The sequence below is a fragment of the Oscillospiraceae bacterium genome, from assembly GCA_025757685.1.
Taxonomy (GTDB): domain Bacteria; phylum Bacillota; class Clostridia; order Oscillospirales; family Acutalibacteraceae; genus CAG-217.
Map to the genome: position 1 here is coordinate 1,936,441 of CP107220.1, position 25,167 is coordinate 1,961,607.

Annotated in this window: 19 protein-coding genes; 11 read left to right on the forward strand and 8 right to left on the reverse strand. The window is 55.5% G+C overall.

Going from position 1 to position 25,167, the window contains the following annotated elements; genetic code table 11:
* The first annotated feature begins 236 nt into the window (after positions 1–236).
* A complete protein-coding gene (locus tag OGM59_09185; protein UYI90857.1) occupies positions 237–1,619 on the forward strand; it encodes a glycine--tRNA ligase in 1,383 nt (460 codons plus the stop codon).
* 22 nt (positions 1,620–1,641) lie between these two features.
* Positions 1,642–2,820, forward strand: a complete 1,179-nt coding sequence (locus OGM59_09190) for a DUF975 family protein (GenBank protein ID UYI90858.1) — start codon at positions 1,642–1,644, stop codon at positions 2,818–2,820.
* Between the two features lie 349 nt (positions 2,821–3,169).
* On the opposite strand, the gene OGM59_09195 is transcribed toward OGM59_09190, so the two are convergent.
* Positions 3,170–5,254 (reverse strand): glycoside hydrolase family 95 protein, encoded by a 2,085-nt coding sequence (locus tag OGM59_09195; protein ID UYI90859.1) that lies wholly within the window; start codon positions 5,252–5,254, stop codon positions 3,170–3,172.
* Positions 5,255–5,525: 271 nt separating this feature from the next.
* Here OGM59_09195 and OGM59_09200 point away from each other — a divergent pair, with 271 nt between their 5' ends.
* Together OGM59_09200 and OGM59_09205 are read left to right on the forward strand one after the other, a co-directional pair.
* Complete coding sequence (locus OGM59_09200; protein ID UYI90860.1) at positions 5,526–6,290, forward strand: DUF1275 domain-containing protein; 765 nt, start codon at positions 5,526–5,528, stop codon at positions 6,288–6,290.
* A 633-nt stretch (positions 6,291–6,923) separates the two neighbouring features.
* Entirely contained in the window at positions 6,924–8,150 is a 1,227-nt protein-coding gene (locus tag OGM59_09205; GenBank protein UYI90861.1) for a G5 domain-containing protein, read from the forward strand.
* A gap of 156 nt (positions 8,151–8,306) precedes the next feature.
* Here OGM59_09205 and OGM59_09210 read toward each other — a convergent pair whose 3' ends face one another.
* Together OGM59_09210 and glmU are read right to left on the reverse strand one after the other, a co-directional pair.
* Complete coding sequence (locus tag OGM59_09210; GenBank protein UYI90862.1) at positions 8,307–9,107, reverse strand: VanW family protein; 801 nt, start codon at positions 9,105–9,107, stop codon at positions 8,307–8,309.
* A 7-nt stretch (positions 9,108–9,114) separates the two neighbouring features.
* Positions 9,115–10,503: a bifunctional UDP-N-acetylglucosamine diphosphorylase/glucosamine-1-phosphate N-acetyltransferase GlmU gene (gene glmU / locus OGM59_09215; GenBank protein ID UYI90863.1), complete on the reverse strand. Its 1,389-nt coding sequence runs from the start codon at positions 10,501–10,503 to the stop codon at positions 9,115–9,117.
* 226 nt (positions 10,504–10,729) lie between these two features.
* On the opposite strand from glmU, the gene ppdK reads away from it, so the two are divergent.
* Both ppdK and OGM59_09225 read left to right on the forward strand, forming a co-directional pair.
* Positions 10,730–13,363: a pyruvate, phosphate dikinase gene (ppdK, locus tag OGM59_09220; GenBank protein ID UYI90864.1), complete on the forward strand. Its 2,634-nt coding sequence runs from the start codon at positions 10,730–10,732 to the stop codon at positions 13,361–13,363.
* A gap of 246 nt (positions 13,364–13,609) precedes the next feature.
* Positions 13,610–14,587: an aldolase catalytic domain-containing protein gene (locus tag OGM59_09225; GenBank protein UYI90865.1), complete on the forward strand. Its 978-nt coding sequence runs from the start codon at positions 13,610–13,612 to the stop codon at positions 14,585–14,587.
* Positions 14,588–14,647: 60 nt separating this feature from the next.
* Here OGM59_09225 and OGM59_09230 read toward each other — a convergent pair whose 3' ends face one another.
* Entirely contained in the window at positions 14,648–15,283 is a 636-nt protein-coding gene (locus tag OGM59_09230) for a sugar O-acetyltransferase (GenBank protein UYI90866.1), read from the reverse strand.
* Between the two features lie 140 nt (positions 15,284–15,423).
* Here OGM59_09230 and OGM59_09235 point away from each other — a divergent pair, with 140 nt between their 5' ends.
* Positions 15,424–16,644 carry an MFS transporter gene (locus tag OGM59_09235; protein ID UYI90867.1) on the forward strand — a complete coding sequence of 407 codons (1,221 nt, stop codon included), beginning with the start codon at positions 15,424–15,426 and terminating at the stop codon, positions 16,642–16,644.
* A 66-nt stretch (positions 16,645–16,710) separates the two neighbouring features.
* Here the strand turns inward: OGM59_09235 and OGM59_09240 are convergent, their stop codons facing one another.
* A complete protein-coding gene (locus OGM59_09240) occupies positions 16,711–17,244 on the reverse strand; it encodes an inorganic diphosphatase (protein ID UYI90868.1) in 534 nt (177 codons plus the stop codon).
* 175 nt (positions 17,245–17,419) lie between these two features.
* Between OGM59_09240 and obgE the strand changes: the two genes are divergently transcribed.
* Both obgE and OGM59_09250 read left to right on the forward strand, forming a co-directional pair.
* Positions 17,420–18,691 (forward strand): GTPase ObgE, encoded by a 1,272-nt coding sequence (obgE, locus tag OGM59_09245; GenBank protein ID UYI90869.1) that lies wholly within the window; start codon positions 17,420–17,422, stop codon positions 18,689–18,691.
* A 9-nt stretch (positions 18,692–18,700) separates the two neighbouring features.
* A complete protein-coding gene (locus tag OGM59_09250; GenBank protein ID UYI90870.1) occupies positions 18,701–19,081 on the forward strand; it encodes a ribonuclease III in 381 nt (126 codons plus the stop codon).
* Between the two features lie 383 nt (positions 19,082–19,464).
* Here OGM59_09250 and gap read toward each other — a convergent pair whose 3' ends face one another.
* Positions 19,465–20,481 (reverse strand): type I glyceraldehyde-3-phosphate dehydrogenase, encoded by a 1,017-nt coding sequence (gene gap / locus OGM59_09255; GenBank protein ID UYI90871.1) that lies wholly within the window; start codon positions 20,479–20,481, stop codon positions 19,465–19,467.
* Between the two features lie 240 nt (positions 20,482–20,721).
* Between gap and OGM59_09260 the strand changes: the two genes are divergently transcribed.
* Together OGM59_09260 and OGM59_09265 are read left to right on the forward strand one after the other, a co-directional pair.
* Positions 20,722–21,198 (forward strand): hypothetical protein, encoded by a 477-nt coding sequence (locus tag OGM59_09260; GenBank protein ID UYI90872.1) that lies wholly within the window; start codon positions 20,722–20,724, stop codon positions 21,196–21,198.
* 99 nt (positions 21,199–21,297) lie between these two features.
* Complete coding sequence (locus tag OGM59_09265) at positions 21,298–21,834, forward strand: phosphohydrolase (GenBank protein UYI90873.1); 537 nt, start codon at positions 21,298–21,300, stop codon at positions 21,832–21,834.
* 598 nt (positions 21,835–22,432) lie between these two features.
* Here OGM59_09265 and OGM59_09270 read toward each other — a convergent pair.
* Both OGM59_09270 and OGM59_09275 read right to left on the reverse strand, forming a co-directional pair.
* On the reverse strand, positions 22,433–24,235 hold the full coding sequence (locus OGM59_09270; protein UYI90874.1) for a GH25 family lysozyme: 1,803 nt from the start codon (positions 24,233–24,235) through the stop codon (positions 22,433–22,435).
* Complete coding sequence (locus tag OGM59_09275; GenBank protein UYI90875.1) at positions 24,235–25,134, reverse strand: GH25 family lysozyme; 900 nt, start codon at positions 25,132–25,134, stop codon at positions 24,235–24,237. Before OGM59_09275 ends, OGM59_09270 begins: the two co-directional genes overlap by 1 nt.
* Positions 25,135–25,167 lie beyond the last annotated feature (33 nt).

The window sequence follows — 25,167 nt, forward strand, 5'->3', positions numbered from 1 at the left end:
GCTGCGCGACATCTCCCCGCACAGCGGGGAGTCACCCTTTGCAAGGGGGGCCAAGATTTTGTAACCGATCAGCCTCCCTTGTGTAAAGGGAGGTGGCTGCGAGCGTGCGAGCAGACGGAGGGATTGTCCGCTACAACGGATTTCCCACAACGCCCCGCAAAAATGTTGACCTTTGCCCCCGGTTGTGCTAAACTTGTATTCGTATTACTATATAAAACAAGCGGAGGTACTTTTTTATGGATAATTCTGAGAAAACACTGGAAAAGCTGGTTACCCTCAGCAAGGGGCGCGGCTTTGTGTATCCCGGCTCTGAGATTTACGGCGGCCTGGCCAACACCTGGGACTACGGCCCCTTGGGCGTGGAGCTGAAAGAGAATATCAAAAAGGCTTGGCGCAAGAAGTTTATTCAGGAGAATAAATATAATGTTGGTTTGGACAGCGCCATTTTGATGAACCCCCAGACCTGGGTGGCCTCCGGCCATTTGGGCGGGTTCTCCGATCCGCTGATGGATTGCTGCGCTTGCAAGACTCGCCACCGTGCGGACGATCTGATCGAGGCTTTTGACGGCACCAATGTGGCCGGCTGGACCAACGAACAGATGAGCGACTATATTAAGGAAAAGAACATTCCCTGCCCCAACTGCGGCGCCCACGATTTTACGGACATTCGCCAGTTTAACCTGATGTTCAAGACCTTCCAGGGTGTTACCGAGGACAGCAAGGACGAGATCTATTTGCGCCCGGAGACGGCACAGGGCATTTTTGTGAACTTTGCCAATGTGCAGCGCACCACCCGTAAGAAAATTCCTTTCGGCGTGGCCCAGGTAGGCAAGTCTTTCCGTAACGAGATCACCCCCGGCAAGTTTATCTTCCGCGTGCGCGAGTTTGAGCAGATGGAGCTGGAGTTCTTCTGCAAGCCCGGCACGGATTTGGAGTGGTTCGATTACTGGCGCAGCTTCTGCCGTGACTGGCTGTATTCTCTCAATATGAAGCCGGAGAACCTGCGGCTGCGTGACCACGATCCGGAGGAGCTTTGCTTCTACTCCAAGGCCACCACGGACTTTGAGTACCGCTTCCCCTTTGGCTGGGGCGAGCTGTGGGGCGTGGCGGACCGTACCGACTACGACCTGACCCAGCACATTAAGACCAGCGGCAAGAATTTGGAATACTTTGACCAGACCACCGGCGAGAAGTATGTGCCCTATGTGATCGAGCCGTCCCTGGGTGTGGAGCGGCTGTTCCTGGCGCTGCTCACTGAGGCCTATGATGAAGAAGTGATCGATGCGGAGAAGAACGACACCCGCGTGGTGCTCCACTTCCACCCGGCCATTGCGCCCTTTAAGGCTGCTGTGCTGCCCCTGAGCAAGAAGCTCAGCGATCAGGCGGGCGAAGTATTTGACACTCTGTCCAAGAAGTTCAATGTGGACTTTGACGACGCCGGTTCTATTGGTAAGCGCTATCGCCGCCAGGACGAGATCGGCACCCCCTATTGCATTACCTATGACTTTGATTCCGTAGAGGACGGTTGTGTCACTGTGCGTGACCGCGACACCATGGAGCAGGTGCGCCTGCCCATCAGCGAGCTGACCGCCTTTATTGAGAGCAAGCTGGAATTCTAAGTAAAAGCGAAAGGCATTTCTTATGGAATTGAACCGCAAGCAAATTAAATCCCAGGCGCGCATACTGGTGCAGAACAAATGGGGCGCCCTGTTTGTGATCACCTTTGTGGTGATGGTGCTCACCGGTATGGGTATGTTTAATAACTCTCAGATTAATCTGGTCAAGCAGATCTCCAATTATAATCATGCCAGCGACTATGGCAGCTGGGATAATCGTGAGGATAACCCGCTGGAGGAGTTTGATTTCGACGATCAGGACGAGGACGACAACCCGCTGGAGGAGTTTGACGGCACCGGCGCCATTACCCCGGTAGCGACCAGTAACAATACGGCAGAGACGATGTCCGTTGCGGCGCTGGCCGGGTTCGGTGCGCTGTTCAGCTTGGCAGCTTTGTTGCTGTCGCCCTTGAATGTGACCCTGGACGGCTACTATGTGTACTTTGTGCGTACGGCGCCACCGGTACGCCTGGGTGCGGACCTGGGCCAGGTGTTTAAGAACACCTTTAACAAGCACTATTCCGGGCGGTTGCTGTTGGTGATCTTAGGTGGCTTGTTCACTTTCCTGTGGTCGCTGCTGTTGATTATCCCCGGCATTGTGTACAGTTACGGCATTTATTTTGCCAACGAGTTGATGGTGGATAACTCCAACCTGTCACCGATGGAAGCGCTGAAGCTTAGCCGTCGTATGGTAGACGGTCACCGTGGCGAGCTGTTCCGTCTGGATCTGAGCTTTATTCTGTGGTGGCTGCTGATGGCGTGCACCGCCGGGATTGCCGGTATTTATGTGCTGCCCTATTACAAGACCACCCGGGCGCTGTATTATCAGAATTTCCGTATGCGCGCTCTGGCCACCGGTCAGCTGACGGAGGATGACTTTCTCAGCGAGGCGGAGCGTATGGCCAAGTACGGCGCTTATGGCGCCTATACAGCGCCTCGCCGGGAGCAGCAGCCCATGAACGGCCAGTATAATCCGTATACCCCGCCTATGGCAGACGATTTTCGGTCTTATGAGCAGTGCGGCTACGGCGGCACCCAGCAGGGAACGAATCCACCGGAGCAGCCCCAGGCACCCGGTGCACCCACTGCCGATGGGCAGCAGCCCACCCAACAGCCGCCGGTGTGGAACCAGACCCCGCCTGCGGAACCCCCGGTGTGGAATCAAACTCCGCCTGCGGAGCCTACCGATGGTACGGACGAATAAATATAATTGTATAAAACAAAAGAGCACCCACCGGGTGCTCTTTTTTGATAGAGTTGCATAACCGTATTTTGTTGGCCTCGTAGGGACGGCAATTTGCCGCCCGAGTGAATTGCACGCAGTGCAAGAGACACGAGGCTCCAAATGCGTTAGCATTTGGGAGAAACAGTCCGGGGGACTGTTTCGTAGCGAGTGCATCAATCCCTCCGTCAATGCCTAACGGCATTGCCACCTCCCTTGTAAAGGGGGGATGCGGCGTAGCCGCAGGGGGGATTTCGCCGCATTCGCATCACTACCGGAATTGGCAGGCGGCAATCTGCCATCCCTGCAATAAATGACAATCCGTTGTTGCTCACTCCACCCGCTTGCCGTTTTTGAAGGCGTAGCTGATGGTGCCGTCCGGGGTTACCAGGCCGGTGACCTTGCCACTCCAGCATTTGGGCAGGGCACCGCCAATGAGCATTTCTGCAATGCCGGCGGTCACGCCAAAGTTGCCGTCGATCTGGAACGGCGGGTGGGCGTCCAGCAAATTGGGATAGGAGCCGCCGCCCCGCACCCGGATCAGCGCCTTGGGGTTAATGGGGCGCAGCTGATTTTCGATCAGCCGCAGGGCGTTCTCGCTGTCGCCCAGCCGTGCCCACAGGCACACCTTCCATCCCAGGGACCAGCCGGTGCCGCCAAAGCCCCGCTTTAGCAGGGACTGCTTGGCTGCCGCTTGCAGCGCATCGCTTTGCACCCGGTGAGAAGGGTAAATGCAGTACAGGTGGCTCACATGGCGGTGCTCCACCTCGGTCTCTCGGTAATTTTCCGCCCATTCCGGTATCCGGCCATCCGGCGCGAGGGCTACCTGGTCAATGACCGGTGCGTCCAGCCCCAGCGCTCGGCAGTTCTCCATAAAATCGTGGAGAATTTCCCGATCCATGGAGGGCATATAGGTCACGGCGCTGCGCTGCCCGTTGTCCGTGAATGTATTTTCCGGGCTGATGGAGGGGCAGGTGACCGATTGCCCGTTGTGCACCGTCATACTGGAATTAAAGAATGCCAGCGCGCCGGCGAACATGCCTTTCAGCTTTTCGTCAAAGACCGGATCCTTTTGGTACAGGCTGTGGGTGTATAGTTGGTTCAGAATCCAGGCGCCGCTCATAAACCAAACGGCGTAGCAGCTGGAGTCACCGTCGCCGTCCGGGAACCCGGCCGGGTAGGTGGCGCCCCAAATATCGCTGTTGTGGCAGGCGCACCAGCCATCGGCGTCAAAGTACGCCTTGGCGGTGGAGGAGCCGTTTGCCGCCAGCTTTTCCGCAAAGTCCACCAGCGGCGTGAAACATTCGCCCAGCCCTACTGCGTCTGTGGGCCAGTAGTTCATCTCGGTGTTAATATTGGTGGTGTAGCTGGAGGACCAGGGCGCGCGCACCTGCTCGTTCCAGATCCCTTGCAGGGTCATGGCGTTGGTGCCCGGCCGGGAGCCGGAGACCGTCAGGTACCGCCCGTACTGGAACAGCAGGGCGATTAGGCTTTGGTCGCTTTTGTCCTTTTGCATGCGTTTTAGCCGCACATCGGTGGGCAGGCTGTCGTCGCCCCCCTCCAATTCCAGAGTCACCCGATCCATCAGAGCGGAGAAGTCCGCAATGTGGGCGGCCAGCAGCGTGGGGTAGTCTGCCGCACCGTCAAAGTAGGCCAGCATACGAGCCTTTTCGTCTGCGGTGGGCATGGAGCGGAAGTCCACATAAGAGGTGGCTATGGACAGCAGCAGCGTTACTTCCTTGCGGTTCTCAATCCGCAGGCTGTCGCCGGTGCAGACCACTTGGCCGTCTGCCCGCAGCCCGGCGCAAAAGCGCATACCCCGGCTGCCCTGCACCACCGTCTCTCCCTTATTGTAGTAGGGGGGCATACACACCTCCGGCGCTTGGCCGGTGAGCAGCAGGGTGCCGTCCTGCGCGGTAACAGTGCTTTGCAGCAGGCTGTCCAGTCGGCATGTGGCGCTAAAGGGCCGATCGCTCTCTATATGTATCACCACCAGCTGGGCGGGGTGGGAGACAAACATCGTCTGGGTCAAGCCGTCCGCTCGGGTCACCGCCACGCCGGTGCGCAGGTCCAGGGTGCGGCTGTAATTCTTTTTGTACGCCCGGTCGTAGTCAATGCGCAGATTGCCCAGGGGCAGGTACGCCTCGCTCCAGTGGCCGTGCATATCCCGGTTGAGAATGTCCTTGGCCTTGGCGTAGTCCTTGGCAAAGATGGCCTCCCGGCAAGCAGCCAGGTACTTGTGGGCGTCTGCCTTGTTTTGATCCTTGGGGTAACCGGACCACAGGCTGTCCTCGTTTAGCGACAGGCGCTCGTGGCGCAGGTTGCCGTAGGTCATTATCCCCAGCCGTCCGTTGCCCAAGGGCAGCGCCTGCTCAAAGCACTTGGCCGGCTTGGTATAGTACAGTTGGTTTTTCAAATCAACACCTCCGTTGTCTTTCTCTATTGTACTGGATATAAAAGGGGATTGCAACAGGATTTGTTATTTGGTGATCCTTATGCGGCCCGATGTGGGCATCGGGCCCTACGATCATTCTTAATAAACGCAAGCTCCACATTGCACTGTTATATATCGTAGGGGCGGCAATCTGCCGCCCGCCATCTTATTTATCTAAATACAAAAAAGCATTGCAATTCAAAAACAAAAGGACTACAATAGGGTGCGAAATAGATGAAAAGGAGCGAGCAGAATGAAAAGAAGACCGGTGCCTATTCACGAAACAGGCTATATCTGTGCCTCTCTGGCTATGGTCAGCGGCTTTTTGGAGACCTATACTTATTTATTAAAGGGTGGCGTGTTTGCCAACGCCCAAACCGGCAACTTTGCCCTGCTGGGTATGGCCATCGCCCACGGCGATGTGAAGAAGGTGTTTACCTACCTGATCCCCATGTGCTTTTATGTGGTCGGCATTGCCATGACGGTGACGATGCCCCGCCTGCTGGATGAGAACAAGCTGCTGCGGTGGGATACAGTGTTTGTGGCGCTGGAGATCGGCCTGCTGTTTGTGGTGGGCTGCCTGCCAAAATCGGTGCCCTTTACCGTGTCCACCGTAACGGTGGCCTTTATCTGCGCCATGCAGTACAATACGTTTAAGCGCACCAACAATATGGCGTTTTCCTCCACCTTTTGTACCAACAATCTGCGCCAGCTGGCGCTGCATTTTCTGGATTATCTGCGCACCAAGGAGCGCCAGAGCCTAAAGAACAGCCTTACCTATATGATGATCAACGGATCCTTTTTGCTGGGGGCAGTGATCGGTACCCTGTGCGCCCGCTGGCTGGGCGATCGGGCAGTGTGGGTGTGCTGCGGCGTTCTGGTGCCGGTGTTGCTGTCGCTGATCTTTGGCAAGCGGGAGGTAGAGAGCGAACTGCTGGCCGAGGAGCGGCAGGAGTTGGCCGTGGAAGAACGCGCTTTGGAAGAAGAGCAGCGGGAATTGCAGGACGAAGATAAGTGATCGTAAGCAGACGGAGGGTATCCGCTCCTACGGTTATACATTTGATGAACTTAAAAAGAGCACCCAATCGGGTGCTCTTTTTTTATATATAATAGGTATGCTTGTCCCGCATTTGGCGGGTCGAAGGGTGTCGGCGGGGGCGGCAAGGTCAAAATGCCGGTGTCTGGCAGCAAAATAACGGATTTTTGGCTTAAAATCGAGCAAAATACGGGGTACGAGATGTTGTGGATCGCGGACAAAATATGACAGAATTTTACCATATTTTGGGAAAAATATGAAATTTGGCAACAAAAAGGTTACAAATTGCAATCTTTGGAAGCCGGATTTCTACCAAACCTACAAAATTTTGCTTTCACGCGGTAAAGCGTGTAAACGAAAGACCACAAGATATTGATTAGCGCGGTGGCATTTTTGTTTTACATCAAACGGGATTTGTGCAACTTCAACAAAAACATCCGGTTTGAAAAGTTGACTTCTTAGTGATTTGTGATATAATCGTCTGCGTCTTAGGGAAATACTAACGGAAAAGGCAGAATAAATTGCTTCTGCTCTTGTGGTGGCTCCCCTCAAAAGAGCCCCTCAATAAAAAACGGCAAGCCTGTTTTCTATTTTCCAAAACAAAAGGAGATTCAGATGATTTATCGATCCAAATCCGGTGGCGTAAAACGCTGGGCAAAGATGCTCACCACAGCTGTGCTGGCCTTTGTGCTGGCCATCGTTGTGTTCGCCTCCACTGCATTCGCTGGCCTGCTCAACGAATATAATGTGGATATTGTGGTAGATGGCGTGACCACCACCGTGACCACCAGAGAAGAGAAACCAACCGAGATCCTGACCAATGCAAACATTACGCTGGAGAGCACCGACAAGCTGGACCTTTCAGGCTTTGAAGCCGGCAAGGGCGGCAAGATCGTGCTGGACCGGCAGCATACTGTCAATGTGGAAGTGAACCACACCATCACCGCCTATGCCGTGTATGCGGATACCGTAGGCGACGCCCTTACAGAGGCGGGTATGGCGCTGCACAGCGCAGACAAGGTGAATTACGCCCTGTCCGATCCGGTAACGGACGGCATGGTCATCCGGGTAAATACTGCCTTTACCGTTACCCTGACGGCAGACGGCAAGACCCAGAGCTTTGCCATGGTGGAGGGCACCGTGGGTGACCTGCTGGACCTGGCCAAGGTACAGCTGGGTACGAATGATTATGCAGAACCTTCTGCCGCAACATCCCTTAAGGCAGGCATGAAGATTCATGTGTACCGGGTCAGCTACAAGACCGTCACCGAGACGGAGACCCTGTCCTATAAGACGGAGACCAAGACCGACAGCAAGCTCACTGTAGGCAAGACCAAAGTGGAGCAGCAAGGCCAGAACGGCTCCGCCGATGTGACCTATAAAGTGAAGCTGGTTAACGGCAAAGAAAAGACCCGCACGGAAGAGAAGCGGGTGGTTACCAAAAAGCCGGTGAAGAAGATTGTGCGCACCGGTACCAAAGCCGCCGGCGTAAAGGCAAACGGCGTAAAGTCCAGAGGCGGTTATTCCGTGGGCCAGAGCATCCGCGGTCGGTACACCCATTACTGTGCCTGCGCGGTATGCAACGGCAACTCCCGCGGCATCACCACCAGCGGCCGCCGCATTTATAACGGTATGTCCAATCCCCATTATGTGGCCTGCAACTGGCTGCCCCTGGGCTCCGTGATTTCCGTGAACGGCACCAACTACACCGTAGTGGACCGTGGCGGCAGCGGACTGTCCAGCCAGGGCAGAATTGATATTTTCACCCCGGAGGGGCACGCAGCCTGCTATCGCTACGGCACCGGCAGCTGCTCCATTAAGATCGTTCGTCTGGGTTGGTAAGTTGGTAAAAAAGAACCCCATCGGTATTGCACCGGTGGGGTTTTTGTTTTGTGATGGTGAGTAGGGAGGGAGCATCGCCGTCTGTCTGCGGCGATACGAAGCATAATCAAAAGCCGCCGTACCCATGTGGTGCGGCGGCTTTTACATTCTGTTCATTCACTGACTTTTCTTGGGCTTGGCGTAGGTGGAATAGGTGGTGTAATTCACCTTGCCGCCGACGGTGCGGGTGAGTACATACTGCTTGCCGGTTTTTTTAATGTTGATCTTTACATCCTTGGGCTTTACATTCTTTTGCCCCATTACCTTGCAGGTGAGGGTGCCGTTCTTGGCGGTCATTTGCAGCCGAATGTCCGTGCCGCTGGTGTTCTTAAACTGAAAGTCCGTGGTGTTCCACTGGACGGTAGCGTCCCCGCCCAGGGGTACATAGCTAATCTCCAGCGAGTGGGGCGCCCGGCTGACCACCTGTAAATTGGCGCGGAGAATGCACTCAAAAATGGTGCTGCTCACCTGGCATACCCCGCCGCCCAGGCCGTCTACAAACTCGCCGTCCTGCACCACCTTGGCAGTGGCGTACCCGGCCAGCACCGTGCGCTTGCCCACCGTTTGGTTAAAGCTGAAGGTGCGCCCCGCAGGGATTACCAGATTGTTCAGCTTGCGAATAGAGGCGGTAATGTTGGCAGTGCGGGTCTCGTTCTTGGCGTCGTAGTAAGTGGTGTAGCTGGCTAGCTCATGGCTGTACCCGCTGCCGCTTTTGCGGTGGAGCGCCGGATAAATGGTAGAGGTATAGCTCTCCCGGAAAGTGGTTTTGGTGTTCTCCGTGGTGGTGACGGTGGTGGTTTCCGTAGTGGTTTCCTGTTTGGTTGTGGTGTCTGTGCCGGCAGCGGGCTTGGCGGCGCACCCGGTAAAGGCGCCCACCACCAGTGCTGCCGCCAGCAAGCAGGTGCAAATGCGTTTCATAACCATTTTACTTCTTTTCTTTATAAGGCTTCTTCACCGTGACCCAGCCGGGCTTGTTTACCTGGCGGGCACGGGCAATGGACAGGGCGTCGCCGGGAATATCGTCCGTAATGGTGGAACCGGCGGCAATGTATGCCCGGTCGCCCACTTCTACCGGTGCCACCAGGTTGGTGTTGCAACCGATAAAGGCGCCGTCGCCGATCTTGCAGCGTCTCTTGTTTTTGCCGTCATAGTTGACCGTTACCGTGCCGCAGCCAAAGTTCACCCCGGCCCCAACATCGCTGTCGCCAATGTAGGTCAGGTGGGCGCTTTTGGTGCCGGCGCCTACGGTACTGTTCTTCACTTCCACAAAGTCGCCGATGTGCACACCGGTGTGCAGCACGCTGCCACCCCGGATTTGTACAAAGGGGCCTGCGTCCGCGCCGTCCTCCACGGTACTGTCCGTCAGCTTCACATTGTCCAGGGTTACCCCGTTGCCCACGGTGCCGTCCATAATATAGGTGTTCGGCCCGATCAGGCAGTCCTTGCCGATGGTGGTGTTCCCCAGCAGGATGGTGCCGGGCAGAATGGTGGTGCCGGTGCCGATCTGTACCGTGTCGGCGATCATCACACCGTCGGTGCAGGGAATGTCCACCCCGTCTACCATCCATTGGTGCATGATCTTGTGGCGCAGGATTTCGTTGAGAATATGCAGCTGGGCGCGGTCGTTGGCACCCAGTACCACATCGCTGTTCTCGACTACATAGGCGTTGGCGCCGTTGCCGGCGCCCAGCAGAATGGAAAGGCTGTCGGTCAGGTAGTACTCATTCTGGGCGTTTTGATTGGTAATCCGATCCAGGGCGTACAGCAGCTTGTCGCCCATAAACCAGTAGCACCCGGCGTTGCTCTCGTTGATCTTTTTTTCTTCCTCGGTGGCGTCTTTGTGCTCCACAATGCACTGGAGCTTACCGTCGGCGCTGCGCTTAATGTGGCCGATCCCGTTGGTGTCCTCCACCAAGGCGCTGATGAGGGTGATGGCGTTGCCCTCGCTTTTGTGCAAAGCGTAGGCACCGTTAATGGTAGGCTCGTCCAGCAGCGGACCGTCGCCGTTCAGAACCAAAATATCGTCTCCCCGGTGGCGCTCAATAAAATCCCGGGCGCACATGACCGCGTGGCCGGTGCCCAGCTGGGGCTCTTGCAGGGCGGTCTCAATGGTTGGATCCAGATTTCGCAGGTGGTCCTCCACCTCCGTATGCCGGTAGCCGGTGATTACGCAGATGGCCGCACACCCGGCGCTCTTTACGGCAGAAACCACATAGTCGATCATGGGCTTCATCAGCACCTTGCACATCACTTTGGGGCAGTCCGCCTTCATCCGGGTGCCTTTGCCCCCGGCTAAAATAATTGCACATTTCATAGGTCTATCGTTCCTTTCCAAACCGGATATTCTTTGATTTGTGCTTTCATTATGCAACAATCGGCGGCGCTTTGCAAGTCTATTTGACAGAAAGCGTATAAAATAATAAAAAAATAAGAAAAAGTATTTGTATTTTAGTCCCTGCTGTGCTATAATTTTACCGCATTATACTGACGCAGTGTAAATTTGCGGGTATATTACAAACTATTTTTTGGAGGTATTCTCAATGGCAAAAAAGTATTGCTACCTCTTCTCTGAGGGTAATGCAAACATGAGAGAACTTCTCGGCGGTAAGGGTGCTAACCTGGCCGAGATGACCAACATCGGCCTGCCGGTGCCCCAGGGCTTCACCATCACGACTGAGGCCTGCACCCAGTATTATGAGGACGGCCGCGAGATCAATCCTGAGATCATGGATGAGATCAACCAGTATATCGTAAAGATGGAAGAGATCACCGGCAAGAAGTTCGGTGACAAGCAGAATCCGCTGCTGGTATCCGTTCGCTCCGGCGCAAGAGCTTCCATGCCCGGCATGATGGACACCATCCTGAACCTGGGTCTGAACGAGGATGTTGTGGACACCATCGCTACCCAGTCCGGTAATCCCCGTTGGGCTTGGGACTGCTACAGAAGATTTATCCAGATGTATTCCGACGTGGTTATGGAAGTGGGTAAGAAGTACTTTGAGGAGCTCATCGATGAGATGAAGACCAAAAAGGGCGTTACCCAGGATGTGGAGCTGGACGCTGACGATCTGAAGGAGCTGGCTTCTCAGTTCAAGGCCGAGTACAAGGCCAAGATCGGCGAGGACTTCCCCACGGATCCTAAGGAGCAGCTGATGGGCGCCATCAAGGCTGTGTTCCGTTCTTGGGACAACCCCCGCGCAAATGTATATCGTCGTGACAACGACATTCCGTATTCTTGGGGTACTGCCGTTAACGTGCAGTCCATGGCCTTTGGTAACATGGGCGATGACTGCGGCACCGGCGTTGCCTTTACCCGTGACCCCGCTACCGGCGCCAAGGGCCTCTTCGGTGAGTTCCTGACCAACGCCCAGGGCGAGGACGTAGTGGCCGGTGTGCGTACACCTATGCACATTCAGGAGATGGAGCAGAAGTTCCCCGAGGCTTTTGCACAGTTCACCCAGGTTTGCCAGACTTTGGAGAACCATTACAGAGATATGCAGGACATGGAGTTCACCGTGGAGCACGGTAAGCTGTTCATGCTGCAGACCCGTAACGGTAAGCGTACCGCTCAGGCTGCTCTGAAGATCGCTTGCGATCTGGTAGACGAGGGCATGAGAACGGAAGAAGAAGCCGTTGCTATGATTGATCCCCGTAACCTGGACACCCTGCTGCACCCGCAGTTTGACGCTGCCGCCATTAAGGCTGCTACCCCGGCCGGTAAGGGCCTGGGCGCTTCTCCCGGCGCTGCTTGCGGTAAAGTTGTGTTCACCGCTGATGACGCTGTGGAGTGGAACGAGAGAGGCGAGAAGGTGGTTCTGGTTCGTCTGGAGACTTCTCCCGAGGACATCACCGGCATGAAGGCTTCTCAGGGCATCCTGACCGTTCGCGGCGGTATGACTTCTCACGCTGCCGTTGTTGCTCGTGGTATGGGTACCTGCTGCGTATCCGGCTGCGGCGACATTGTAATGGACGAGGCCAACAAGCAGTTCACTCTGGCAGGCAAGACCTATCACGAGGGCGACTACATCTCCATTGACGGTTCCACCGGTAATATTTATGACGGCATTATTGCGACCCAGGACGCAACCATTTCCGGCGACTTCGGTCGTATCATGGGCTGGGCCGATAAGTTCCGTGTACTGAAAGTACGCACCAACGCAGACACCCCTGCAGACGCTAAGAAGGCTCGTGAGCTGGGCGCTGAGGGTATCGGTCTGTGCCGTACCGAGCATATGTTCTTTGAGGAAGACAGAATTGCTGCTTTCCGTGAGATGATCTGCTCTGACACCGTTGAGGAGCGCGAGGCTGCTCTGGAGAAGATCCTGCCGTATCAGCAGGGCGACTTTGAGAAGCTGTATGAGGCGCTGGAGGGCTGCCCGGTAACCATCCGTTTCCTGGATCCCCCGCTGCATGAGTTCGTTCCCACTGAGGAAGAAGATATTGAGAAGCTGGCTAAGGCACAGGGCAAGAGCGTTGAGCAGATTAAGGCCATCATTGCTTCTCTGCATGAGTTCAACCCGATGATGGGTCACCGTGGCCTGCGTCTGGCTGTGACTTATCCTGAGATCGCTAAGATGCAGACCAAGGCCGTGATCCGCGCTGCCATCAATGTACAGAAGGCACATCCGGATTGGACCGTGGCTCCGGAGATCATGATCCCCCTGTCTTGCGATGCCAAGGAACTGAAGTATGTAAAGGACATCGTGGTTGCTACCGCTGATGCAGAAATCAAGGCTGCCGGCAGCGATATGAAGTATGAAGTGGGCACCATGATTGAGATCCCCCGCGCAGCTCTGACTGCCGGCGAGATCGCTAAGGAAGCAGAGTTCTTCTGCTTCGGCACCAACGACCTGACTCAGATGACCTACGGCTTCAGCCGTGATGACGCCGGTAAGTTCCTGAACGCTTACTATGACGCCAAGATCTTTGAGAACGATCCCTTCGCCAAGCTGGATCGTGACGGCGTTGGCCAGCTGATGCAGATGGCTGTGAAGAACGGTAAAGCTACCCGTCCCCAGCTGCACTGCGGTATCTGCGGTGAGCACGGCGGCGACCCCAGCTCCGTAGAGTTCTGCCACCAGATCGGTCTGGACTATGTGTCCTGCTCTCCGTTCCGTGTGCCGATCGCGCGTCTGGCCGCTGCACAGGCTGCTATCGCTGAGAAGAACGCATAAGTTCTCCTTATAAATCCATAACAAAAAGGACAGTCCTCGGACTGTCCTTTTTTTGTTGTTGCTTTTCATCGTCGAACAGGGGACGGTTTCTTGTTTTGCGGGCGCGCTGCATTTTTTTGCTTTTCTTTTGGCTTTTGCCGTTGACAAGGGGCGCGAGTGGTGTTATAATACGACCTAAGCACTAATGGGCTTTAAAGCGCTAAAGTGCCAAGTACAAAATGATAACAGGAACAGGAGTAACCAACCATGACCCCCAGAAAAGGCAATTTAATGGGCGTGCGCACCGACATTAAGGTGCTGGACGCCACCATTCGCGACGGCGGACTGTGCAACAACTTTGACTTCAGCGACGAATTTGTGCGGGAACTGTATAAAACCAATATCAAAAGCGGCGTGGACTATATGGAGTTTGGGTATAAGGCCAGCCGCACCCTTTTCAACGAGGCGGATTTTGGCAAGTGGAAGTTCTGCAAGGAAGAGGACATTCGTGCCATTGTTGGCGAAAATGTAAGCGATATGAAGATTTCCGTGATGGCAGATGTAGGCCGCTGCGATTTTAAAACGGACTTTCTGCCAAAAAGCGAGAGCGTCATCGACATGGTGCGCGTGGCCTGCTACATTCATCAGATCCCGGCCGCCATTGAGATGATCGAGTATTTCCATGACCTGGGGTACGAGACCACCTGCAATATTATGGCCATCAGCCAGGCCGGTTCCGGCCAGGTGGGCGAGGCGCTGGAGATGCTGTGCAACTCCTCGGTGGATGTGATCTATCTGGTAGACAGCTACGGCTCTCTGTACCCGGAGAATGCCGGTGTGCTGGCCCAGCGGTACTTAGAAGCGGCCACTGCTGCCGGCAAACAGGTAGGCTTCCACGCCCACAACAACCAGAACTTGGCCTTTGCCAATACCATTGAGACCCTGTCCTACGGTGTGTCCTACCTGGACGCCACCGCCATGGGTATGGGTCGGGGCGCCGGCAACTGCGCTATGGAGCTGCTGCTGGGCTTCTTAAAGAACCCCAAGTACAGCTTGTACAGCCTGCTGATTTTTATTGAAAAGTATATGATCCCCCTGCGGGAGTCCGGGGTGCAGTGGGGCTTTGACCTGCAATATATGTTCACTGGCCAACTGAACCGTCATCCCCGGGAGGCCATGAACTTTACCGCCCAGCACCGCACGGATTACTGCGAATTTTACAAATCTCTGCTGGACAACGACTAAACATACAGAAAATCGCCCCGCAAGCGACCGTTTCGGCAGCCTGCGGGGTTTGTTTTGTGCTTATTTGTTTTTCTCCAAATCCTGAGCGATTTGGGCATGGTCAATGGGGTGATTCCGAAAGTAGTATTTCTTGTCCCGATCACTGATGGGGCGCAGCACCCGGCAGGGGTTGCCCACCGCCACTACATTGGCGGGAATGTCTTTGGTAACGACGGACCCGGCGCCGATGACCGTATTGTCGCCGACGGTGACCCCGGGCAGGATGACTGCTCCGGCGCCGATCCAGCAGGTACGGCCAATGTGCACCGGCATATTGTATTGGTAGTCGTACTCCCGCAGCTCCGGCAGCACCGGATGGCCGGCGGTGGCGATGGTCACATTGGGGGCGATCATGGTGTTGTCGCCGATATAAATATGGGTGTCGTCCACCATGGTAACGGCAAAGTTGCAGTACACATGGTTGCCCAAATGCACATGGGCGCCGCCGAAGTTAGAATAAAACGGGGGCTCAATATAGCAGTTCTCGCCCAGTTCGGCAAACATCTCTTTCATCAGGGCCTGGCGCTTGTCTGTTTCTGAGGGTCGTGTGTGGTTGAATTCATACAGACGGTCCAGGCACAGCCGCTGCCGGTCCATAATTTCATCATCGCCGGGCAGGTACAGCGCACCGGTATGCATTCTGTCTTTCATTGCCATAGGGGGCACCTCCGTGTATTTTTCTTCATTATAAGCAAAGAAACGGTCCTTTGTCAACGGCCACTTGCAGCAGCCCCGTTGCCGTGCTATAATACACTGGATTTCTACCGGCAGTGCGCTGCTTGTCAAGGAGAAAAAAGATGAAAAAGCCCTATCAAAAGACCATGTATGCCTGCTTTATCGGCTATATTGTGCAGGCCATTGTAAACAACTTTGTGCCCCTGCTGTTTGTCACCTTCCAGACCGACTACCAGGTGCCGCTGCAAAAGATTACCCTGCTGATCACTGTGAATTTTCTCATCCAGCTGTGTGTAGATCTGCTGTCTGCCGGGTTCATTGACCGGATTGGCTACCGGGCGTCTGTTCTGCTGGCCCACGGCTTTGCAGCTGCCGGGCTGATCTTGCTGACGATTTTGCCGGATCGTACTGCCGATCCGTTTGTGGGTATTTTGCTGGCAGTGGTGGTGTACGCGCTGGGCGGCGGGCTGTTGGAGGTGCTGGTCAGCCCCATTTTAGAGGCCTGCCCAACGGATAACAAAGCCTCCGCCATGAGCCTGCTCCATTCGTTCTATTGCTGGGGGCAGATGGGTGTGGTGCTGCTGTCCACCCTGTTCTTTTCCGTCTTTGGTATCGCCAACTGGAAAGCGCTGGCGCTGGTGTGGGCGGCGGTGCCCATCTTAAACGGCGTGCTTTTTGCCACCGCGCCGATTTATCCGTTGAACCCGGAGGGCGGCGCGGGTCTGACCTTAAAGGAACTGTGCCGCAACAAGGTGTTTTGGCTGCTCATGCTGATGATGCTGGGCGCCGGTGCGGCGGAGAATACCGTTAGCCAGTGGGCGTCCGCCTTTGCGGAGGCGGGGCTGGGGGTCACCAAAACCGTAGGTGACCTGGCAGGTCCCATGGCTTTTGCGGCGCTGATGGGTGCCGCACGGCTGATTTACGGCAAGTGGGGTCACAAGCTGCATTTGGAGAAGTGCATGCTGGGCAGCAGCCTGCTGTGTGTGGCAGCGTATTTGGCAATCGCGTTGGTTCCGGATCCACGGCTGGCGCTGGTGGGCTGCGCCGTGTGCGGCTTTTCGGTGGGTATTCTGTGGCCGGGCACCTTTAGCAAAGGCGCTGCCGCCATTCCCAAGGGCGGCACGGTGATGTTTGCCCTGTTTGCTCTGGCCGGTGACCTGGGGTGCAGCGCTGGACCCACCCTGGCGGGTATGGTTACCCGGGTGTGTGACGGCAATATGCGCCGAGGGATTTTGGCGGGGATCGTCTTTCCCTTGCTGCTGGTGCTGTGCTTGGTGTTTGGGAAGAAGCGGAAAGCCGCAGCGGGAAATGCGCAGGCGGATACGAACCGCTCCCATGGTTAACCGATTATAAAAACAAAAACGGTGCCCTTTTCTATAAGGGCACCGCGGTTTTTATGGGTGTTTGGATTACATTTGGAATTTGCGGATATACTCATCCATGCAGGACTGGATGATTTCTTCCGCCTTTGCCCGGTCATCCACTTCCAGCACGGAGGTGCTCTTGCTCACTTCCAGGGTCTTATACACCTCAAAAAAGTGCTTGATCTCCTCAAAATAGTGGGCGGGCAGCTGGTCAATGTTGGTGTAGCAGTTGTAGTTGGGGTCGTTTACCGGCACGGCGATGATCTTTTCGTCCTTGGCGCCGCCGTCCTCCATCATCAGTACGCCAATGGGGGCGCACTCCACGATGGTCATGGGCTGAATTTGCTCGCTGCACAGTACCAGCACATCCAGCGGGTCCTTGTCGCTGGCGTAGGTGCGGGGGATAAAGCCGTAGTTGGCCGGATAGTGGGTAGAGGTAAAGAGCACCCGGTCCAGCTTGAGCATACCGGTCTCCTTGTCCAATTCGTACTTGTTTTTGCCGCCTTTTTGAATTTCAATTACGGCGTAAAAGCGGTCTTTGCGGATCCGCTTGGGGCTGATGTCATGCCAAATGTTCATCGTGGAACCTCCTTCTTAGGGTCTTGCTGTTCTCTTTTTTGTACACTCTTATTTTATCATAGTCCCCGGCGGGGCGCAAGGGAGCGGGCGGCGGCATTTTCCACGAACTTTTGTTGTAATTCCCGCGTTTTTATGGTACTATTGAAAAAACAACACAGAAAGGAAGGGATACCCTGTGTTTGCAGATATTGCGAAAATCAAAATCAAAGGCGGCGACGGCGGCGCCGGTGCAGTGGCCTTTCATCGAGAGAAGTATGTGGCTGCCGGCGGCCCGGACGGCGGTGACGGCGGCAAGGGCGGCGATGTGGTCTTTGTAGTAGACGATAATTTGGCTACCCTGGCAGACTTTCGTTACAAACGGAAATATGCGGCCCAGAACGGCGAGCCGGGTCGTGGCGGTCGGCAGTACGGCCGTAAGGGTCAGGATCTGGAAATTCGCGTGCCCCGGGGCACGGTGATCCGCGAGGTGCAAAGCGGCGCCGTCATGGCGGATATGAGCAAGACAGAGCGGTTTATTGCAGCCAAGGGCGGCAAGGGCGGTTGGGGCAATATGCACTTTGCCACCCCCACCCGGCAGGTGCCTCGCTTTGCCAAGCCCGGCGTGCCCGGCGAGGAGTGGGAGGTCAGCCTGGAGCTGAAGCTCATTGCGGATGTGGGGCTGATCGGTTTTCCCAGCGTGGGCAAAAGCAGCCTGATCTCCGTGGTCAGCCAGGCCAAGCCCAAAATCGGCGACTACCACTTTACCACCCTGGTGCCCAATTTGGGCGTGGTGTCCATGGGCGCGGGCAACAGCTTTGTGCTGGCGGATATTCCCGGGTTGATCGAGGGCGCGTCAGACGGCGTGGGCCTGGGTCATGACTTTTTGCGCCATGTGGAGCGCTGCCGGCTGCTGGTGCACCTGGTGGATGTAAGCGGTCACGAGGGACGAGACCCGATCGAGGATTTTGACGCCATCAACCGAGAGCTGGAGAAGTTCAACCCGGAGCTGGCCAAAGCGCCCCAGATTGTGGCGGGCAATAAAATCGACATGGCGGAGCCGGAGCAAATTGAACGGCTAAAAGCCTATGTAGAGGCCAAGGGCTACGACTACTATTCCATTTGCGCGCCCATTCAGGAGGGCACCCGGGAATTGATGAACGCAGTGTGGAACCGGCTGCAAACGCTGCCCCCGGTGAAGGAGTACGAGCCGGAGGAGATCCCCACGGAGCTGCTGGTGCAAAACAGTACCGGCTTTACCATCACCAATCCGGAGCCGGGCTACTACCTGGTAGAGGCTCCCTGGTTTCCCAAAGTGCTTAAGGGCATTGATGTGGAGGACTACGAGGCGCTGCAATACATGCAGCGGGTGCTGGAGAAGAGCGGCGTGTTTGAGGCGCTGCGGCAGCGGGGGATCCAGGAGGGCGATATTGTCAGCCTGTATGATATTGAGTTTGAGTACATTCCGTAAGGAGCAAGTATGGAAGTGTTGAACACAGATCCGCGGCAGCTAAGCCCGCTGAATTTGGCCTTTATCGGCGACTGCGTGTATGAGATGCAGGTGCGCTGCCACCTGGTGGCGCTGGCCAATCGGCCGGTGAACGACCTGCACCGGGAGAGCGTGAAGTTCGTCAGCGCCAAGGCCCAAACGGCGGCCTTTGCCCGAATGGAGCCGCTGCTGACAGAGGAAGAACTGGCGGTGTTTAAGCGGGGGCGCAATGCCAAGACCGGCCACCAGCCTAAGAGCGCCACTGTTGGCGAGTACCACTGCGCCACCGGGGTGGAGGCACTGTTCGGCTACCTGTACCTAACCGGTCAAACGGAGCGGATTGAGGAACTGTTTGCCATAATCTTTCGGTGATCAGACCGTCGATAAAGCGGCTAAACCGCGCCGGTTAAAAAATGAAGTATTCCATTCGTAGGGCAGGGGCTTGCTCCTGCCGCTGACATTTGTTGTTACCATTGATTTGAAAAAAGCGGCTTGAACATCGAGTTCAAGCCGCTTTTGGCGCTTTTCGTCTTTTGCTCGGGGGAGTGAATTGCGCGTAGCGCAAGAGACACGAGGCTCCAAATGTGTTAGCATTTGGGAGAAACAGTCCGGTGGACTGTTTCGTAGCGAGTGATATTAACGGCACCCGCTCGCAAAATACGAAATTTATCTCGCTTTCTCTTGGTCTGTCAGCGTGTAAAAAAAGACCGGCAGGCGAACCTGTCGGTCTTTGGTTTTCTCAGTATCGAGAGGGATTAGCCCAACTCGGAGAAGTATTTGATGGTGCGAACCATCTGAGAGGTGTAGGAGTTCTCGTTATCATACCAAGAAACAACCTGAACCTCATAGGTGTCGTCAGCAACCTTCAGCACCATGGTCTGGGTAGCATCGAACAGAGAACCGTAACGCATACCCACGATGTCGGAGGATACGATCTCGTCGGTGTTGTAACCGAAGGACTCGGTAGTCTCAGCCTTCATAGCAGCGTTGATGGCCTCAACGGTCACTTCCTTGTCGGTCTTGATGACAGCGGTCAGGATGGTGGTGGAACCGGTGGGGGTGGGAACACGCTGTGCAGAGCCGATCAGCTTGCCGTTCAGCTCGGGGATAACCAGGCCAATAGCCTTAGCAGCACCGGTGCTGTTGGGAACGATGTTCACGGCAGCAGCACGAGAACGACGCAGGTCGCCCTTTCTCTGCGGGCCGTCCAGAGTCATCTGGTCGCCGGTGTAAGCGTGGATGGTGCACATAATACCGCTCTGGATGGGAGCAAAGTCGTTCAGGGCCTTTGCCATGGGAGCCAGGCAGTTGGTGGTGCAGGAAGCGGCGGAGATCACGGTGTCCTCAGCCTTCAGGGTCTCGTGGTTTACATTGTATACGATGGTGGGCAGATCGTTGCCTGCGGGAGCAGAAATAACAACCTTGCGGGCACCGGCCTTAATGTGAGCAGAAGCCTTCTCCTTGGAAGTGTAGAAACCGGTGCACTCCAGCACTACGTCTACCTTCAGCTCGCCCCAGGGCAGCTCAGAAGCGTCAGCCTTTGCATAAATCTTGATCTCTTTGCCGTCTACGATGATGGAGTCATCGGTAGCGGACACGGTGTCAGCCAGTGCGTACTTGCCCTGAGAAGAATCGTACTTCAGCAGGTGAGCCAGCATTTTGGGAGAAGTCAGGTCGTTGATAGCAACCACTTCATAGCCTTCTGCGCCGAACATCTGACGGAAAGCCAGACGGCCGATACGGCCGAAACCATTGATAGCAACTCTTACCATTTGGAATTACCTCCGAAAAATATTTGAATTTACCCGGGCGCTATGCGCCCTTGTATTGCAGTCTTTATTTTATACCGCTTTTGCCAAATAATCAAGCGGAATTTCCACTTTTGTCAATGTTCACCAAAATTCAGCTTTCCAGCGGTGCTTTCTTGTGTTATAATGATTTGCAGCGGGCGGTTGCGTCGGGTGTTGCAGCAGGAGCAAGCCCACCGCCGTACAATAGAAAGGGAACCTACTATGAAAAGATTAAACATTAACAAATACTACAGGTACTGCTCCTACAGCTTAGATGCGCAAGAAGCGAATCAGCAGCACTATTGGTTCGACATGAAACACTTCAAGATGATCGATCACAGAGGTCCGTGCGATATGTATGATGATAATCCGGATATTATCCCATTTCCTCATTTTATTCCAGAATCTCGATACAAAGATTTAATGCGGGCTTTGAACAATCCGCAGGTAACCGAGTTTTTTAATGCGGCTAAGGATGAAGAAGATGTGTATTTTCGCTATCGTGTGTTTATTGATCGAAATGGTTTGTCATTTACTGAGCAATATAGGTTGAATCAAGATAAAGCAATTACCTTGATGAAATGGTGCAACGATCATGATATACCGTATAAATACCGCTCTGAAGCTCGCGGAACATATCTACAGTACGATTATGATGATCTGGAGGGTGAAATCTGGCAAATTCCGGATATGGAATGAACAGGGAACGGTTCCTTGTCCTAAGACAGGGCGCTGCCCTTGTACCCATGGGGCAGATCCCCTTTACTACACAATAGAAACTTAACCGGAGGCGACGGTATGTACAAACCGATTTCTACCTATACCGGGCGGCATTTTGACCCGTACCACGCGGTGGCGGCGGATCTGGATGTGCGGGATATTGCCCACGCCCAGTCTTTGATGACCCGCGCCAACGGCCATTTCCCGGCATTTTACTCCGTTGGGCAGCACTCTTTGGCTTGCGCCCGAGAGGCGCTGGTGCGGGGTGAAGCGAACCAAACGGCACTGTTTTGCCTGCTCCATGACGGCGCAGAGGCGTATATGAGCGATGTGACCCGGCCGGTGAAGGCCCGGCTGCCGGAATTCGTCCGGGCAGAGGAACGGCTGCTGGCGCTGCTGTTTGACACCTTGGTAGAGGCTCGGCCTACTCCGGTGCAATGGCAGACGGTCACGGAGATCGACAACGCCATGCTGTCGGCGGAATTTTTGCATTTTACCGGCGAGGTGATCCCCACGAATGCCCCGCCCTTGCAACGCACCCCGGATTGGACGCAGCTGCCCTTTGATCGGGTGGAGCAGGATTTTCTCCATTTGTACGCCCGCCTGCGCGGCTGAAAAGGCGCGCTTTCGGTAATACATAATATAACAGGAAAAAAGGAGCAATTCCATTGTTGGATTGCTCCTTTTTGTAGATGAATGTGCCTTATCGCAGGGCGCGGAGGCGGGGATCGGTGCGTACTGTCGGCTTGATCTTGTCGCCAAACTGGCGCCGCCGGGGCGTACCGGTCCAAATTCGCCTTGGCCGCACGGCGGGGGGGAATAAGATAGAACGCAAGGCCTTGATGAAATCGGGCACAAGCGGCCGGATGTGGGCATCCGGCCCTACATTTTTGTAAATGATAATCTTGTAGGGTGCGATGAGTGAATTGCACGCAGTGCAAGAGACACGAGGCTCCAAATGCGTTAGCATTTGGGAGAAACAGTCCGGGGGACTTTTCGTAGCGAGTGCAGTATCGCACCGCCGATCCGTCAGCCTGTATCGCAGTGCGGGCGGCAGATTGCCGCCCCTACGAAGACGCTATTGTAACCGGTTGACCGTAGGGGCGGATAGTATCCGCCCGCCGTATTGCGCCAAACCGCCCGCGCAAATCACAACAACACAAAAAAGCACCGTTCGTTGGAACGGTGCTTTGTGCTTATTTTTCTATTGTGCTCACTTGACCCGCACGGCGCGAGCAGCGGTGTAGCTGCCGTAGTAGCGGGTGTTGCCTACGGTAGTGTAGGGGCGCAGGCGCACATAATAGGTGCGGCCGCCCTTGGCGGTTTTAATATTTCCGGTGGCCTTGCCGCTGCTTACATACAGGGTCTTTTTGTCGCCGGAAAAGTTCTTCTTGGTGGAGTATTGCACTGCGTAGCCGTTGCATTTCACTTTGTTCCAGTGCACGGTAATCTGCTGCTTTTTGGCGGATTTGGCGGCGGTGCATTTGGTGGCAGTGGGGCGGGTGGTGGTCGCCAGTTGGGTGCCCTTGGCGCCTTCCTTGGTCTTGGAGTCTACCGTGTAGGGCGCCACATAAAAGTAGTATTTGGTGCCCGGCTTGGCGCCGCTGCCCTTGAACACAAAGCTGCGGGCGGTGGTGGTGGCCAAGCGCTTTGTCTGCTTCTTGGCGGCAATATATTGGTACACCACATAGCCGTCGGCGCCGGGCTTTTTGTTCCACTCCAGGGTAATGGAGCCGGTGGCGGTCTTTTGCGTTTTCAGCCCGGTGACGGTGCCCGGCAGGGCGTGCTTGGCGTTCACCTTGGAATAGGGACCCCGGTAAGCGGTGTTGCCCCGATAAGCCGCCACCTGCACCTCGTACAGCTGGGTGTCTGTTAAATCGGTCAGATCCACTCGGGTGGTGCTTACTGCCTTGTCAAAGCCTTTGCCGGTGGTGCGGTTGATGACCTTCACCAAGTAGGCGTTGGCGCCGGGGGTGGCGTTCCAAATGTAGGTGAGCCGTGTTTTGCTGCGGCTCTCCAGGGTCAGACCGGTGACCTTGGCAGGCAGAATCTTAAAGCGATAGTACCACCGCCGCCCGGTGTAAGTACCCAGCCCCTGGGCGGTAATGGTGGCCATGCCCACCGCTTTGTTATTGATATAGGTCAGGGTGTAATCCTTGTCCGCTTTCAGCGGTTGGCCGTCCTCGCCGGTGACGGTGGGGGCGGGCGTGATGGCTTTGCCGGTGTAGGTCTTGCTTTTCAGCAGGGTGGCAGAGCCGGGCAAACTGTTTTTATTGCCATACAGAAAGTCCATATCCGTGTGGCCGTTGACCCCGGCCACTTTGCCGTTGTCTGCGTACTGCCACATCAGGTAATCGCCGTCGTACTTGCAGGTTTTGGAGCCGTATTCCGCCACCCATAGGGCGTAGCGGCCCCGGGTTTCCTTCTCAATGTAGTCCAGCAGTGGGCTGCGGCTCATATACAGCCCCGGGGTGTGCCCGGCAGCGGCAATGATGCTGCAAAAGTGCTCTACCAGCTGGGTGCAAAAGGCCTTGCCCTTGTTCAGCTGGCTGCTCTCCTCTAAGTCATAAAACACCGGCAGATCCAGGGTGCGGCTGCCCAGCACTTGCAGGCACAGGCGCGCCTCTTTTTCCACATCCGCCACGCTCTTGGCATAAGAATACCAGTAAATACCCACCGGCAGCCCGGCGGCAGTGGCGTTCTTAAAGTTGGTGGCAAAGTAGGCGTCCTCCTGGCTGGCGTTCTTGCCGTACCCGGCGCGTAGAATGGCAAAGTCAATGCCGTCGTTCTTTATCTTTTTCCAGTTCACCTTTTCTTGCCAAGCGGAAATGTCTACACCGTTTAGCACCTCCAGCTTGTTAAATCGGGCGTTGTGGGTGTAGCTTTTGCCGGTGTATTTGGATCTCATGGTGGCGGCTTGGGCTGCGCCCGCCGTAGGCAGCAGCGCCGTTAAGGCCACCAGCACCGCCAGCAGTACGGCGGTGACAGAAAACAATCGTTTTTTTGCTTTTTGCATTAGGAACCTCCCAGATACCAGCGGTTTAGGTCAATGTACTTGCTGCCGTTGCCTTTGATCTTACCGGTTTTGGAATATTGCCAAATATCAAAATCCCCGGTGTAGGTGACGGCACTGTTGTAGTCCGCCACCCAGCGCAGAGTGCCCTTGGGCAGGGAGGCGGCGTCGAATTTAGAAATGTAAAAGTGTGAGTTGGCGTACACCCCGGCGGTGTAGCCGTCGGCGGTTACGGTGTCACAAAAGGCGGTGAGCAGCCGGGTGGTGTCCTTTTTGCTCACATTGGCGTCATACAGCCGACCGGCGTGCTCTCCGGCGGCGTTGTAGCCGTATTCATAGTCTATGATCAGCGGCAGCTCCACTTTGGCAAAGCGCACGGCTTCCAGCACAAAGCGGGCTTCCTCTTGGGCTTCTTTCTCCGTGGTGGCTTGAGAGAAGAAATATACACCCACCGGTACCCCGGCCTTGCGGGCAGCTTTTAAGTTCTCTTTTGCCATTTTGTCTGCATGGAGCGCACCGTCGTTGTAGCCTCGATAGCCTACCCGGATAAAGGCAAATTTGGCGCTTTTTGCCAGGGTAGTCCAGTCCACGGTGCCGTTGTGCTCGGAGATGTCTACCCCCTCCACAAAGGGGGCGTCGGTGCCAAAGTCATAGGTTACCCGCTGATGGCGGTTCCCCAGTGCCAGCACGGTGGCAGCCAGCGCACCCACGATCACCAGCGCCAGCGCCGCCTGCACCCACCGGTTGGCAAACAGAGATTGGCCGTTGGTTTTGCGCCGCCCCTTGCGCCGGGCGGTGCCGGTGGGCTTTTTGCGGGTGGCTTTTTTACGGGTGCTTGTCCGCCGTGAGGTTGATCGACTGCGGGTATTCTTTTTTGCAGGTTTTTTTCGTTCGTTTGCCATGCTTTGCTCCGCTTTACCTGTAAATGATCCTTT